Annotated in this window: 12 protein-coding genes and 1 pseudogene; 9 read left to right on the forward strand and 4 right to left on the reverse strand. The window is 67.6% G+C overall.

Going from position 1 to position 13,517, the window contains the following annotated elements:
- The first annotated feature begins 65 nt into the window (after positions 1 to 65).
- The gene (locus tag ACH438_RS27770; RefSeq protein ID WP_397010787.1) at positions 66 to 1,328 is read left to right on the forward strand and encodes a KasA/KasB family beta-ketoacyl-ACP synthase; all 1,263 of its coding nucleotides are present in this window, start codon (positions 66 to 68) and stop codon (positions 1,326 to 1,328) included.
- On the opposite strand, the gene ACH438_RS27775 is transcribed toward ACH438_RS27770, so the two are convergent.
- The gene (locus tag ACH438_RS27775) at positions 1,322 to 2,251 is read right to left on the reverse strand and encodes an SDR family NAD(P)-dependent oxidoreductase (RefSeq protein WP_397010311.1); all 930 of its coding nucleotides are present in this window, start codon (positions 2,249 to 2,251) and stop codon (positions 1,322 to 1,324) included. The genes ACH438_RS27770 and ACH438_RS27775 overlap by 7 nt on opposite strands.
- Before the next feature lie 99 nt (positions 2,252 to 2,350).
- Here ACH438_RS27775 and ACH438_RS27780 point away from each other — a divergent pair, with 99 nt between their 5' ends.
- Together ACH438_RS27780 and ACH438_RS27785 are read left to right on the forward strand one after the other, a co-directional pair.
- Positions 2,351 to 3,331 carry an SDR family NAD(P)-dependent oxidoreductase gene (locus ACH438_RS27780; RefSeq protein WP_397010313.1) on the forward strand — a complete coding sequence of 327 codons (981 nt, stop codon included), beginning with the start codon at positions 2,351 to 2,353 and terminating at the stop codon, positions 3,329 to 3,331.
- Positions 3,332 to 3,337: 6 nt separating this feature from the next.
- Positions 3,338 to 3,466 carry a hypothetical protein gene (locus tag ACH438_RS27785; RefSeq protein WP_397010315.1) on the forward strand — a complete coding sequence of 43 codons (129 nt, stop codon included), beginning with the start codon at positions 3,338 to 3,340 and terminating at the stop codon, positions 3,464 to 3,466.
- Positions 3,467 to 3,479: 13 nt separating this feature from the next.
- Here ACH438_RS27785 and ACH438_RS27790 read toward each other — a convergent pair whose 3' ends face one another.
- Positions 3,480 to 4,817: an ABC1 kinase family protein gene (locus tag ACH438_RS27790; protein WP_397010317.1), complete on the reverse strand. Its 1,338-nt coding sequence runs from the start codon at positions 4,815 to 4,817 to the stop codon at positions 3,480 to 3,482.
- A gap of 98 nt (positions 4,818 to 4,915) precedes the next feature.
- Positions 4,916 to 5,713 (reverse strand): GntR family transcriptional regulator, encoded by a 798-nt coding sequence (locus ACH438_RS27795; protein WP_397010319.1) that lies wholly within the window; start codon positions 5,711 to 5,713, stop codon positions 4,916 to 4,918.
- 119 nt (positions 5,714 to 5,832) lie between these two features.
- On the opposite strand from ACH438_RS27795, the gene ACH438_RS27800 reads away from it, so the two are divergent.
- The 6 genes and pseudogenes from ACH438_RS27800 to ACH438_RS27825 all read left to right on the forward strand — a co-directional run bounded on the left by ACH438_RS27800 (position 5,833) and on the right by ACH438_RS27825 (position 11,992).
- Entirely contained in the window at positions 5,833 to 7,281 is a 1,449-nt protein-coding gene (locus tag ACH438_RS27800; RefSeq protein WP_397010321.1) for an ABC1 kinase family protein, read from the forward strand.
- A gap of 80 nt (positions 7,282 to 7,361) precedes the next feature.
- Positions 7,362 to 8,486, forward strand: a complete 1,125-nt coding sequence (locus tag ACH438_RS27805) for a TDT family transporter (RefSeq protein WP_397010323.1) — start codon at positions 7,362 to 7,364, stop codon at positions 8,484 to 8,486.
- Positions 8,487 to 8,628: 142 nt separating this feature from the next.
- The gene (locus ACH438_RS27810; protein WP_397010325.1) at positions 8,629 to 9,204 is read left to right on the forward strand and encodes an RNA polymerase sigma factor; all 576 of its coding nucleotides are present in this window, start codon (positions 8,629 to 8,631) and stop codon (positions 9,202 to 9,204) included.
- Complete coding sequence (locus ACH438_RS27815) at positions 9,201 to 9,890, forward strand: ubiquinol-cytochrome c reductase iron-sulfur subunit (RefSeq protein ID WP_397010327.1); 690 nt, start codon at positions 9,201 to 9,203, stop codon at positions 9,888 to 9,890. The genes ACH438_RS27810 and ACH438_RS27815 overlap by 4 nt, the downstream gene beginning before the upstream one ends.
- A gap of 66 nt (positions 9,891 to 9,956) precedes the next feature.
- Positions 9,957 to 10,610, forward strand: a pseudogene (locus ACH438_RS27820) (metallophosphoesterase family protein); the annotation flags it as partial.
- Between the two features lie 164 nt (positions 10,611 to 10,774).
- On the forward strand, positions 10,775 to 11,992 hold the full coding sequence (locus ACH438_RS27825) for an Ig-like domain-containing protein (RefSeq protein WP_397010329.1): 1,218 nt from the start codon (positions 10,775 to 10,777) through the stop codon (positions 11,990 to 11,992).
- Here ACH438_RS27825 and ACH438_RS27830 read toward each other — a convergent pair.
- Positions 11,968 to 13,224 (reverse strand): lipopolysaccharide biosynthesis protein, encoded by a 1,257-nt coding sequence (locus ACH438_RS27830; protein ID WP_397010331.1) that lies wholly within the window; start codon positions 13,222 to 13,224, stop codon positions 11,968 to 11,970. The genes ACH438_RS27825 and ACH438_RS27830 overlap by 25 nt on opposite strands.
- Between the last annotated feature and the right edge of the window lie 293 nt (positions 13,225 to 13,517).

Consider the following 13,517-nt stretch of genomic DNA (forward strand, 5'->3'; position numbering starts at 1 on the left):
CGCTAGTCTCGGAACGACCGCAATTTCACTGCACTCCCAGCCAATTGGTCGTTAAGGATTAGAAGATAGTGAATACGCTGGACAAATTCTCCACTCGCAGCGGCGGGTTCCGCAGTGTCGTGATCACCGCCGTGGAGATGACCACATCGATTGCCCCCGATACCGAGGGCACCTGGGCGGGATTGCTCTCCGGGACAAGCGGCATCAAGACCCTCTCCGATCCGGAAGTGGCGCGACTACAACTGCCGGTCAATATCGGCGGTCAGCTCGTCCACGACCCGACCAGCGACCTGGACCGCATCAAGAAGCGGCGCATGTCCTATGTGCAGCAGATGGCCTACGCCATGGGTAAGCGGCTGTGGGCCACCGCCGGCACCCCCGAGGTCGACAAGGACCGCCTCGGCGTCTGCATCGGCACCGGCCTCGGCGGCGCCGATGCCATCGTGGACGCCAATGACGCCATGCGCGACCACGGTTACCGCAAGGTCTCCCCCTTCGCGGTGCCCATGAGCATGCCCAACGGCGTCTCCGGCGTGGTCGGGCTCGAGATCGGCGCCCGCGCCAGCATCGTCACCCCGGTGTCCGCCTGCGCCTCCGGGTGCGAAGCGCTCGTACACGCCTGGCGCTCCATCATTCTCGGCGAGGCCGACATGATCGTGGCCGGCGGCGTCGAGGGCTACATCAATCCCGTTGCCATCGCCGGATTCTCGATGGCCCGCGCCCTCAGCACCCGGCTCGACGAACCCGAACGCGCCTCCCGCCCCTTCGACCGGGACCGCGACGGCTTCGTCTTCGGTGAAGCGGCCGCCCTGCTGCTGCTCGAATCCGAGGAGCACGCCCTGGCGCGCGGGGCCAAACCGCTCGCCCGGCTGCTCGGCGCCGGACTCACCGCCGACGGATACCACATGGTCGCACCGGATCCCGAGGGACTCGGCTGCGCCCGGGCCATGCGCCGCGCCATCGAAACCGCCGGGGTGAGCCGCTCCGAAATCGACCACGTGAACGCGCACGCCACCGGCACCAGCATCGGCGACCTCTCCGAGGCGAAGGGCATCGCCGCCGCCATCGGCACTCACCCCGCGGTGTACGCGCCCAAATCGGCACTGGGCCATTCGGTCGGCGCGGTGGGCGCCCTCGAGGCCATCATCTCGGTTCTCACCCTGCGCGATCAGGTGATCCCGCCGACCCTGAACCTGGAGAACCAGGACCCGGAGATCGACCTCGACGTGGTGCACACCAAACCCCGCCACACCGAGATCTCCTACGCCCTCAACAACTCGTTCGGCTTCGGCGGCCACAATGCCGCCGTCCTGTTCGGCCGCTACTGATTTCGCTCCGGGCCTGGCCGGTTCTCGAGTTTCCTGGCCAGGTAGTCATCTATTCGGGACAGGGCACCCGGGCGGGTGAGGCGGGCGCGTAAGGCTGTCAGGCGGTCCGGGTGGAGAACGCGGGCCGCCAGGCGGGCGCCGCCCGGTGAGACCCGGGTGGCGAGGTAGAGGGCGCGGGCCTCGATCGGGGTGGGGACCACTGCCGGATTGCGGGAGGCGACGCGAACGATGGTGCGGGCGATATTGTCCGGGCTGTGCGCCACGTAGCGCTGGGCCAGGGCGGAGATGCTCAGGGTGCGGGCCGCGGCGGCGGTCTGCTCGGTGTCGGCATCGTCGTTGTCGTAGATGCCGGTGTGCACCAAGGCGGGACAGACGGCGGTCACGCCGACGCCGGTGCCGGCGAACTCCAATCGCAGGCCCTCCGTGAGCATTTGCGCGGCGGCCTTGGTGGTGCAATATGGAGTGCTCAGCGGGATGGGTGCGAAGGCGGCGACCGAGGTGACATTGATGATGCGGCCGCCGCGGCCGGAATCGGCCATCTGCCTGCCGAAGTAGGTCGAACCGTGCACCAGGCCCCAGACATTCACGCCCATGAGCCGTTCCCAGTCGGCCATGGTGTGTTCGAGGAACGGGCCGGCGGTGGTGTAGCAGGCATTGTTGACGAGTACCCGGGGTGTGCCGAATTCGGCGTGCACGTCCTCGGCGAAGGTCTCCATGGCGGCGGCGTCGGCGACGTCCACGGCGTAGGGGGTGGCGTCGCCGCCGAAAGCGGTGATGGTCTCGGCGGTTTCGACCGCGCGTTGTTTGTCCAGGTCGGCGGCGATGACGATGGCCCGCCGGCGCGCGAAGCGCTGGGCCACCGCACGGCCGATGCCGCCGCCCGCGCCGGTGATGACGACAACCTCGTTGTCGAAGCCTGACATGAAGTCCCCTGATTCCGCGGCTGCGGCGCTGCCGGACAATACTTTCGATTGCTGTCCCAGACAGTGTACACTCTGTTCTCCAGCTAGGAGCAGCCAGCGATGAAACCCTTCCACCCGCGAATCGCCGTGGTCACCGGCGCGGGCAGCGGCATCGGACGCGGCACCGCCAAGGCGCTCGCCGCGCGCGGCGCCACCGTCATCGTCGCCGATATCAACTTCGCCACCGCCGAAGACACTGTGACACTTATCCGTTCGCACGGCGGCCGGGCCTACTCGTACGCCCTCGACGTCGGCGATATCGCCTCCATGGAGGCCTTCGCCGACTACGTGCGGACCGTGCACGGGGTGCCCGACATCGTGGTCAACAATGCCGGAATCGTGGTCGGCGGGCCGTTTTTCGATATCCGCCGGGCCGATCTGCAACGCATCGTCGATGTGAATCTGCTTGCCGTGGTGCACGGCTGCAAGCTGTTCGGCGCACAGATGGCCGAGCGCGGGCGGGGCGGGCACCTGGTCAATGTGTCCTCCATCGCCGCGTTCACGCCGGTGCGGCTCGGGACGCCGTACGCGTTCACCTCGGCGGCCGTGAAGCATTTCAGCGACGCGCTGCGAGTCGAACTGGCCGGACAGGGAATTCGGGTGACCGCCATCTGCCCCGGACTGATCGCCACCAATCTGGCCGCCACCGCGACCCTGGCCACGCTCAGCGCCGAACAGGTGGCCATCACCCGGCAGATCGTCGTCAAGGGCATGACCCTGCTGGGCATGCATCCGGACAAGGCCGGTCGGCGCATTGTCGACGCCATTGCGCGAAACCGTGCCATGGTGCCGCTGCGCCTGGAATCCTGGCTGACCTATGTCCTCACGCGCGCCTTCCCCCGCACCGCCCGCGCCCTCGCGCGCGTGGCCACCGGGCCGGAGGTCGAACGGGTCGTGCGCTATGTCATCGACCATCCCACCGTCATCGGCGTCGCGCGTGAGGCAGCCGAACTGATGCCCCAGCGGCCGGGTCTGCAAACCTATTGGGAACCACCGGAGTACGACGACCCGCCGCCACCCCCGATACCGATCAGGAGATGACACCCGATGGACCGGTCCGTGGACCAGCAACCGCCCGCCGAACCCCCCACCCCGCGCAACCGGATGATCCTGGTCATGCTGGCGCTGGCCATCATCGGCGCACTCCTCGCCGCCGCCATGCTGGCCGGCGGCTGAGGGGCGCATCGGCTCAGGCGGCTTCGCCCTCCACGGCGTAGCCGGGCAGCCATTCCTCGACCAGGCGCAGGAACGGGCCCTCCGTGTCCAATTGGGCGCAGACGCCGATGATTCCGCCCAGGACGCGGCCGAGCATCACCAGGTCGGGCAGTTCCGGCGGGGTGCGGACGGCCATGGTGTTGTGGACGGACATGTTCTTCACGTCCACCGCGCGAGTCATGTGCTCCTGCAACAGCCTTCGGTCGATGCGCAGGTTCTCGCCGTCCAGTTCGGCGATGATCGGGGCGACCAGGTTGATGATGGGCTCGGTGTCCAGATGCCGGCCGGGGCGGACGAAACCGTTGTCGCGCAGGGTGTCGAAGAGGCGTTCGTAGTCCTCCGCGACGGCGTAGCGGGCCAGTTCACCCACCACCGGCGGCAGGCCGTCGGGCAGGGCGATGGTCGCGCCGAAGTCGATGATGCCGAGCCGGCCGTCGTCCAGCAGCTGGAAGTTGCCGGGGTGCGGGTCGCAGTGCAGGTGGCCGACGCGTTTGGGACTGGACAGTCCGAACTCCGCCAGCAGAATGCCCGCCCGATTGCGTTGCGCCACCGTGCCTTCGGCGATGATCCGGTTCAGCGGGGTGGCGTCCATCCACTCGGTGACCATCACCTTGGGCGCGCTGGCGATCACCCGCGGCACGAAGAAGTCCGGGTCGTCGGCGAGCGCGCGGGCGAAGGTGCGCTGATGATCGGCCTCGATGCGGTAGTCGAGTTCGTCGGCGGTGCGGGCCACGAACTCGTCGATGAGCGCGCGCACGTCCACGCCGGGCATGAAGACGCCGAAGGTGCCGGAGAGCATCTGCAGCAGTTTGAGATCCGACATGAGCGCCACATCCGCGCCCGGATACTGGATCTTCACCGCGACCGTGCGGCCGTCCCGCCACTGCGCCCGGTGCACCTGGCCGATGCTGGCGGCCGCCACCGGTTTGTCCTCGAATTCGGTGAAGCGTTCCCGCCAGCGCGTGCCCAGTTGCTCGTCGAGCACGCGGTGCGCCTGCTGCACCGGCATGGGCGGGGCCTGATTCTGCAGGCGGGTCAAGGCGTCCCGGTAGCGGTCCGCGAATTTGGCCGGGACCGCGGCTTCGGCGACGCTGAGCGCCTGGCCGAGTTTCATTGCCCCGCCCTTGAGTTCGCCGAGCACCCGGAAGACCTCGTCGGCGGCCTTGTCGATCAGCGCCTCGTCGACGCTGCCGCGTTCAGCGCCCGTCATGATGGCTTTACCGGTGGCCGTCATGCGCCGGGCCATGATGCCCATGGGCAAGGCCGCGAGTTTCGCCGACCGTGCCAGACCCGTTCGTCGCTTGCCTGCCATGGGTGTGCCTCGATTCCGTCTCGCCGTTGCCGTGCCCGAGGGGCACATCTCGAAACTAGAGTGTCTGAGACACTTGGTCAATCAGCGATCCGCAATCCTCAAGCGGTGGCGGCGTGCGATTGCGTCCCGGAATCGGTTGCCAGGGCTCCGGATTCGACCGCCGGACCGGTCAGCTCGGCGAAGCGCGCCTCCACCTTGTCGTGGTACATGCCGAACAGATCCTCGAACAAGGCCAGCTGCGCCTCGCTCGGACCGGCCTCCGACTCCCACACCGCCAGCAGCGCACGCCAGACCAGCACGTGCAGATCCGCCGAGGCCGCGAAGAACGCGTCCACCGCCTCCGGCACCTCGAACAGCGTCTCCCCCACCGAATTCAGCACCGCGCGCTGCATGGAGTGACCCAGCTCCGAGAGCAGCGTGCGCACCAGGCCGATCTCCAGCTCCAGCATCCGCACATGATCGGGTTCCGTTGCCCGGGCGAGGGTTTCGAGCTCGTCCACCGCCTCGTGCAACTCCTGCGGCGGGATCGCGCGCTCGGACTCGGTGTAATCGAGCAGCGCCTCGAGCACGATGGCGCGTTCCACGATGAGGATATTGCGGAACATCTCCGCCGCCACCTCGGGCGCGTGCATGGACAACCGGAACAGCCGCCGGTATACATCCACCCCGCCGGCCAGGCGCACATCACGCACGGTGAAACCGCGACCGCGATGCGCGTCGACGAAACCGTAGGATTCCAGGCGGCCCAGCACCAATTGCGCAGTAGCCCGGTTCATCCCGAATTCCTCGGCCACCTGGCGCACCGACGGAATCAGATCACCGGGTGCGTACTCCCCGGTCGCAACGCGTCGAGCGATTTCGTCGGCGACATCGGCGACAACCGTCTGGGCACCCATCCTGTCACCTTTCGACAACTTTCGAATACGTCCCAGACAGTTTAAGCTTTTGTGTGCCAAACTGCACGTGCGGCGCACACAGCGAAGTGAGGCAGCAGAGTGAGCCGGTGAGGTGAACCATGGCCATGCGGCGGATCGGAAGTCGTTCGGGGGATTCCGGGGGTCTGCCGCCCGTGCGTACCGCGGTCCGCAATGCCCGGCTCGCCGGGATTCCGGTCGCGTTCGCCGGGCGGCAGGCCGCCGGGGTCGGCAAACGCGCGCTGGGCAGATCCGCCGCCGAGGTCGACCTCGAAATCCAGATGCGCACGGCCCAGCACATATTCGAGGTACTCGGCGAACTGAAGGGCTGCGCCACCAAACTCGGGCAACTGCTCGCGCTCTACGAACTCGCGCTGCCGCAGGAGATCGCCCAGCCCTACCGCACCGCACTGACCCAGTTACAGGATTCGGTGCCCACCATGCTGCCCGTGACCGTGCGCGAGGCCATGGCCGCGAGCATGGGCGAGAACTGGCGCCGGCATTTCACCGAATTCGACGAACGCCGCGCCGCGGCCGCCTCCATCGGGCAAGTGCACCGGGCGATCTGGCGCGACGGGCGACAGGTCGCGGTGAAGGTCATGTATCCGGGAGCCCGCGCCGCGGTCCTCGGCGATCTACAGCAGCTGCGCCGACTTTCGGTCCTGGCCACGGTATTCGCGCCCGGCGCGGACGTACCCGCGGTCACCGAGGCCATCTGCACCGGCGTCGCCGAGGAGCTCGACTACGCCGCCGAGGCGGAGCACCAGCGCCGCTTCGCCGAGGCCTACGCCGGCGATCCGGACTTCGTGGTGCCCACCGTCATCAGCCAGCGCGGCGATGTGATCGTCACCGAATGGCTCACCGGCACACCGGTTTCCAGGATCATCGAGGCGGGCGCGCCGGAGGAGCGCAGCCGCGTCGGCATGCTCATCATGCGATTCCTGCTCTCGTCCTGGTCCCGCACCGGACTGCTGTACTGCGATCCGCATCCCGGCAACTTCCGCATCCTGCCCGACGGCCGGCTCGGCGTCGTCGACTTCGGCGCCTGCACGCCCTGGCCGCCCACCGGCTTCGAGGAACTGGTCGGCGAGGTCATGGACGCCGCCCTCAATGGCGGCACCGACGAGATCGACGCCGCCATCCGCCGCCACGGCTTCGTCCGGCCCGGCCGCAGCTACGACGTCCAGGCCCTGGCCGCCGCATTGGACCTGGTCGGCGAACCGTTGTGCCAGCCGACCTTCCGGCTCACCAACTCCTGGCTGCGCAAACGCGTCCGCTTCGTGCTGGCCCCGCGCCTGACGAACGTCCACCGTCAAATGGACATGCCCGCCTACGTCACGCCCTTCGCCCGTTCCTTCCTCACCGGCCTCGGCGTCCTCTGCCAACTGGAAACCGAAGGCCCGCTGCGCGCCGAGTTCGCTCGCTGGTCCCCCGAGCTCGCCGCCGTCTTCGAGAAATACGACGCCCGCCGCTCCCACCCCACCGACCTCGACATAGCCCGCCACCGCCGCACCACCCCCGCCCCGCACCGCTTCTCCATAGTCGGCTGAGCGGGGTCATAGAACGGGTCTATGCATCCATCGGTGTGCGGGCGGTACCGGGGAGTTCGCCGCGAAACCATGCTGGATGCATGACCACATTGACCTTGCGCCCCAGCGAACAGACCTCGGTTGCCGTACCCGAGGCCGCACCGGCGAACAGTCTGCGGCAGTTCGCCCCGAACTGGTTCGCGGTGGTCATGGGCACCGGCATCGTCGCCAATGCCGCCGCCACCCTGCCCCTGCAGTTCCACGGGCTGCGCGGCGCCGCCACCGTCGTGTGGGCACTGGCCGCCGCGCTGCTGATCGTGATGGCGGTGGCCTGGGTGCTGCACTGGCGGCGTCACCCCGAGGCCGCGCGAGCTCACGGCGCCAATCCCGTGATGATGCAGTTCTACGGCGCACCTCCCATGGCCTTGCTGACCGTCGGTGCGGGCACCCTCATGCTCGGCAAGGACGTGATCGGGCTGAACGCCGCGCTGACCGTCGACTGGGTGTTGTGGTCGGCGGGCACCGTGCTGGGTCTGATCTCGGCCGCCGCCATTCCTTTCCGGATGATCACCCGGCACACCTTCGACGGTGACGCGGCCTTCGGCGGCTGGCTGATGCCCGTGGTGCCGCCCATGGTCTCGGCCGCGCTCGGCGCGCTGCTGGTGCCCTACGCTCCCGCCGGGCAGCCGCGGCTGACCATGCTGGTGGCCTGCCTGGCCATGTTCGGGATCAGCCTGATCGCCGCCTTCGTGACCACCACCATCCTCTGGTCGCGGCTGCTGCACCACGGTATGCCCCCGGCCGGCATGGTCGCCACCGTGTGGCTGGTGCTGGGTCCCCTGGGTCAGTCGGTCACCGCCGCCGGACTGCTCGCCAATGTCGCACCCACCGCGCTGAACGAACGCGAGGCCGCCGGGCTGGATGTGTTCGCCATGCTGTTCGGTGTTCCCACTTGGGGATTCGCCATGCTGTGGCTGGCCCTGGCCGTCTCGGTCACCTGGCACTGCCGGAAGTCGATGCCCTTCAACATGACCTGGTGGGGTTTCACCTTCCCCGTCGGCTGCTGCGTCACCGGCAGCACCGCGCTGTTCGTCCACACCGGTGCGGATATGTTCGCCGTCGCCGCCGTCGCCCTCTACGGCCTGCTGGTCGCCGCCTGGGCCGTGGTCGCGGTCCGGACCGTGCACGGTGTGCTGCACGGCAACCTGCTGCGTCCCGTCGGCTGAGCCCGGCCGCACGCTCGCATCGAACCGAATGGCCCGGACATTCCGGGCCATTTTCGGCGCGATCCCCTGCGGTGTAACCCGACGCCCTATCTACTGAAAGACGTGAACACGCGTCGTCGGCAGCGTCGGAAAGCAGCGGTTCATGGTTGGGCTGGCGGAATCGGGTCGCCGGGCGAGAACGGTCGAAGAGCCCGGCCCGGGTCGGGAGCTGTGGCTGGTGTCCGGTGACAGGTACTCCAGTTGGGAAGCGGTCTACCGCGACAATGTCACCTGGGTGTACGCGTTGATGGCAGGCAAGGTCGGCTACCGGCCCGATGCCGAGGACCTCACCGCCGAGGTCTTCACGGCGGCCCTCAAACCGCTGCGCATCTCGGCGACCGTGCCGGAGGTCCGCGCCTACCTGAAGGCCACCGCCCGCACCGTGCTGGCGTCCTACTGGCGGACCCGCATGGGCCGCGAGATCACTACCATCGACGACAACGACCTGCCCGAGGACCTCCCGGAGATCACCGACGGCGCACGGGCGGAGAAACAGGTGCAGGAGGTGCTGGACCAGCTCCCCGACCGCTATCGGCGGATCCTGGAACTGCGCTTCCTGCAGAGCTTGTCGGTACGGGAGGCGGCGGCCGATCTGGGTGTCAGCGTGGCGAATGCGAAGGTGTTGCAGCACAGGGCGATCCAGATGGCCGCCCAGCTGAGCGAGCGAGGTGTGCGGTGAGCGGGCGCGAAGTGCGGCGATATGTCGAAGAGCTACTGGCCGGGCGACGGCCCACCGCATTCCGCCCGGACGACGCCGAGGCCGCCGAGCTGCGCGCGGCCATCGAGCTGCGCGCGGCGCGCATGGGCGGCGATACACCGAGCGAGGAATTCCTCGCCACCCTGCAACGACGCCTGGCCGCCGAGCAGGACGGCGACGAACCGGAGGCCCGCCCGGGCCTCCTCACCCGCAGGCGCAACCTGCTCATCGGCACCTCGGCCGCGGCAGCCGCGGCCACGGTGGGCGCGGTGGTGGATCACACGCTGGTCGCGCGCCCGGGCAGCACCGCGCCCGCCGCGCAGCCCACCCTCGTGCCCAACAACGGCGCGTGGCATCCGGTCGCGGCGGCGCGGGATCTGCCCGAGGGCGCGACGGTCGCCTTCGACGTCGGGACGCTCAACGGCTTCGTGCGCCGCGAGCGCGGTGTGCCCGTGGCGGTTTCGGGCATCTGCACCCATCAGGGCTGCAAGTTGTGGCTGGACGCGCCCGCCGAGCTGTTGCGCTGCCCCTGCCACAGCACCTCGTTCACGGTGGACGGCATGGTGGCGACCCATCAGCTGCCGATCTCCCCGGCGCCGCTGCCGCATCTGGAGGTGCGTGAGAACAACGGCACCATCGAGGTTTTCGCGCCCACCGAGCCCGCCTGATCCGAAACGATTTCCGGCGCAACGGCTTCCGGAATCAGCTGTCTCTCCGCCCGGTGTAACCACTCCCTGATCCACACCGGGGATCTGACCCATCTGTCCACGCCGGGTCAGTTCGATCAGGTGAAACAGATGATGAACGAGTTCAAGACGGGGCACGTGTTCACTGTTCCGGGAGAACATGATTCGACCGATGACGCCGGCCAGCGGTACCGGTCGGTTTTCGGAAAGGGCACCCGCGGCGACGGCTGGTACAGCTTCGATATCGCGGGCGTGCACGTGATCGGTCTGGTCAATACCTTGAACCTGAAGAGTCTCGGACATCTAGGAACGGACCAGCTGGATTTCGTCAAGAGCGATGTGGCCGGATTGTCCAGTGACACACCGATAATCGTGTTCAGCCATATCCCGCTGTTCGCCATGTACCCCCAATGGGGCTGGGGCACAGACGATGCCACGGAAGCTCTCAGCAACTTCAAAAGGTTCTCATCGGTCACCTGCTTGAATGGCCATGTACACCAACTGTTCACGAAAACCGAAGGCAACATCACCTTCTACAGCGGCACCACCACCGCGTACCCGCTGCCGAAGCCGGGCGACGGTCCGGCGCCCGCACCGGTGACGCTGCCCGCCGGCAAGCTGCATTCGGCCCTCGGAATCCGTGAGGTTACGTATCAAAAAGGTCAACAGATGCTTGCAATCAAGGAACAGGCCCTCGCATAACCGCAGGAAACTGCGAATCCGTCGCGACGCATCGGCGTGTCGCGGGTGTGTACGGCACCAGGGTGTGCGAGCACACCCCCGGTGACCAGGTAACCTACTAGGCTGGGCAGTAACAAGATGCTGTGCTGCAGTGCGGCGCACGGCGATTACAGGAGGGAGAGCCAATGCCACCCCGCCGTTTTCGGTCATCCGTCGCCGCGAGCTGGTTAGTGGCGATGGTGGTGGTGCTGGCTGCGTGCTCGTCCTCCTCCATACCGACCGGACCGATCGATACGACCGCGCCCGCGCCTCAGGTCATTTCGGTGAGCCCGGCGCAGGGCACGGACAAGGTGGATCCGGCCGCGCCCGTCAATGTGACGACCTCGAGCGGTGTACTGACCTCGGTCACGCTCACCAATGAGGACGGCAAGGCCATCGACGGCATCTTCACGCCGGACAAGACCGCGTGGAAGCCCAACGAGCAACTCGGCTACGGGCGCACCTACACGATCAAGGCCGAAGGCATGGCGGTGACCGGACCCATCGGGCCGATCACCTCCAGCTTCACCACCATCAAGCCCGGCAACCAGACCAAGGTGTATCTGAACACCACGGGTGGCGAGTCGATCGCCGACGGCGGCACCTACGGCGTGGGCATGGTCATCGTCGCCCACTTCGACGAGGACATCACCGACCACGCCGCCGCCGAGAAGCGACTGGTCGTCACCGCCGATCCGCCGGTCGAGGGCGCCTGGTACTGGCTCGACAACCGCAATGCGCACTGGCGGCCCAAGGAGTACTGGAAGCCTGGCACCAAGGTGAGCGTGGCCGCCAACCTCTACGGCGCCGAGGTAAGCAACGGCCTCTTCGGCCAGGAGGACAGCAAGACCAACTTCGTGATCGGCCCGTCGCACGTGTCGATCGCCGATGACAACACCCATATGGTGCAGGTCTTCGAGAACGGCAATCTGATCCGCACCATGCCTACCTCCATGGGCCGGGGCGGCACCGAGGTCATCGCGGGCAAGACGTTCTCCTTCTACACCATGCCCGGCGTCTACACCGTGATGGACAAGGGCAATCCGGTGATCATGGACTCCTCCAGCTATGGCCTGCCGATCAATTCGCGGCTGGGCTACAAGGAAGCGATTCCGTACGCCACCCGGATCAGTACCGACGGCATCTACCTGCACGAACTCGATACCACCGTATGGGCGCAGGGCAATACCGACACCTCGCACGGCTGCCTGAACCTGAATCAGGACAACGCGTCGTGGTTCTACAACTGGTCCTTGCCCGGCGACGTGGTGGAGGTCCGCAATACCGGCGGACCTGCACTGGCCGTCTGGCAGAACGGCGACTGGACGCTGCCGTGGGATCAGTGGGTGGCGGGTAACTCGTAACGCCGGCTCCGCTCGCGCGCGGCCAGTTGCGCGGTGCGCGCGAGATACCAAGCGGCCACACAGAATTCGGCGGCCACCGTGCCCCACGCCAGCGTCCACACCGAGTGGGTGCGCAGGGTGAGGAGCAATGCGGTGGCCGCCACCGCTGTCCCGACCACCGCGCCGATCATGATGCCGGTGGTGTCCTGCCGCACCGGCAGGATGGCGGTGGTGATGAAAGAGCTGGTGGCCGTGGCGAACAGGATGAACACCTCCAGCCGCAACAGCGGGACCACGCCGCGGAAATCATCGTCGTAGATCAGGTGCACGGCCAGCGGCGCGGTCACCCAGATGCCCAGCACGGCGATCGCCGCCACCCCGATACAGGCTGCCAGCCCACGCATTTCGTGCCGGCGGAAGCGCGGGTCGGTGCGTTCACGGGCCATGCGCGGCAGCAGGGCCAGGCCGATCGGGTCGAGCAGCGACTGCACCGCGCGGACCAGTTTGTCCGAGGACGAGTACAGGCCGAGCGAAGCCGCGTCCAGCACGGACGAATACACGGTGGCGGTGCCCTGGCCGTAACTGGTCACCAGCAGGCGCGAGGCCAGCACCGGAATCCCCCGGCGCAGGATCAAACGGATCTTGCGCGGCCGCGCCGGACGCCCGTACCTGGTCCAGGAATCCCGCCAGGTCAGCGCCACGGTCACCATCGACGAGACGAGCAGGCACACCAGCACCGTCTCCGGATGCGGCAGCCGCGGGAGCAGACCGACCAGTAGTCCGAGATACGCGACCCGCCCCGCAATCTGATACGAGGTGGACGCGCCGAATCTGGCCTGCCCCACCAACAGCCAGTCCTCCGACATGGACAGGAACCCGCCCACGAACGCGCCGAGCAGCATCATCCGCAGATGACTACCGGCCCCGAAGGCCAGTCCCGCCACCAGCACCACCGCGCTCACCCCGAGAATGCTCGCCCGCACCGCGAGATAACTGCCCCGCAGCCCGTCCAGCCCCTCCTCGTCGATGAGCGCCGCCATGAACGAATTGATCCCCAGATCCACCAGCAGCGACCCGAGGAAATACGCCGACATCCCGATGGCCAGCAACCCGACCCCGTTCACCCCCAGCATCCGCGCCGTCAGCGGCACAGTCACCGCGGTGACCAGGAACTGCCCGTAGTTGCCGAGACTGACGAATCCGATATCCCGCAGGACGGAAAGCAATCCGTCAGACGCGACCCGCGCACGCAAGCGGTCGAACAATGGACACCATTCCTGAACAGTGAGCGACAGTGAGCATCGCCCGGTTGCGGCCCGAACGGTCCTGGCCGCAGGTGTGCGGTGCTACCTGCCGGACCGATCCAGTCTCAAAGCGGACCGGGGGTGAGACAGGGCCTTCCGCACGCCGCACGTACCCAACCCGCCACGATCGCACATGCTCGTTGGTTAGCCCGCAGCGCTCCTCTGTGCGATACGGGGACCAGCCGAGTGACGCGACAGCGCTTAGCCGAATCCGTGACTGCCAAGAGGCAGTACCGCCATAG

It is taken from the genome of Nocardia sp. NPDC020380 (assembly GCF_044386975.1).
Taxonomy (GTDB): Bacteria; Actinomycetota; Actinomycetes; order Mycobacteriales; family Mycobacteriaceae; genus Nocardia.

Excerpts from the sequence above, each read along its gene's own strand:
- ACH438_RS27825 (WP_397010329.1), top strand. The coding sequence starts at position 10,775 with ATGCCACCCCGCCGTTTTCGGTCATCCGTCGCCGCGAGCTGGTTAGTG.
- ACH438_RS27780 (WP_397010313.1), top strand. The coding sequence starts at position 2,351 with ATGAAACCCTTCCACCCGCGAATCGCCGTGGTCACCGGCGCGGGCAGC.
- ACH438_RS27795 (WP_397010319.1), bottom strand. The coding sequence starts at position 5,713 with ATGGGTGCCCAGACGGTTGTCGCCGATGTCGCCGACGAAATCGCTCGA.
- ACH438_RS27800 (WP_397010321.1), top strand. The coding sequence starts at position 5,833 with ATGGCCATGCGGCGGATCGGAAGTCGTTCGGGGGATTCCGGGGGTCTG.
- ACH438_RS27790 (WP_397010317.1), bottom strand. The coding sequence starts at position 4,817 with ATGGCAGGCAAGCGACGAACGGGTCTGGCACGGTCGGCGAAACTCGCG.
- ACH438_RS27775 (WP_397010311.1), bottom strand. The coding sequence starts at position 2,251 with ATGTCAGGCTTCGACAACGAGGTTGTCGTCATCACCGGCGCGGGCGGC.
- ACH438_RS27805 (WP_397010323.1), top strand. The coding sequence starts at position 7,362 with ATGACCACATTGACCTTGCGCCCCAGCGAACAGACCTCGGTTGCCGTA.
- ACH438_RS27785 (WP_397010315.1), top strand. The coding sequence starts at position 3,338 with ATGGACCGGTCCGTGGACCAGCAACCGCCCGCCGAACCCCCCACCCCG.
- ACH438_RS27810 (WP_397010325.1), top strand. The coding sequence starts at position 8,629 with ATGGTTGGGCTGGCGGAATCGGGTCGCCGGGCGAGAACGGTCGAAGAG.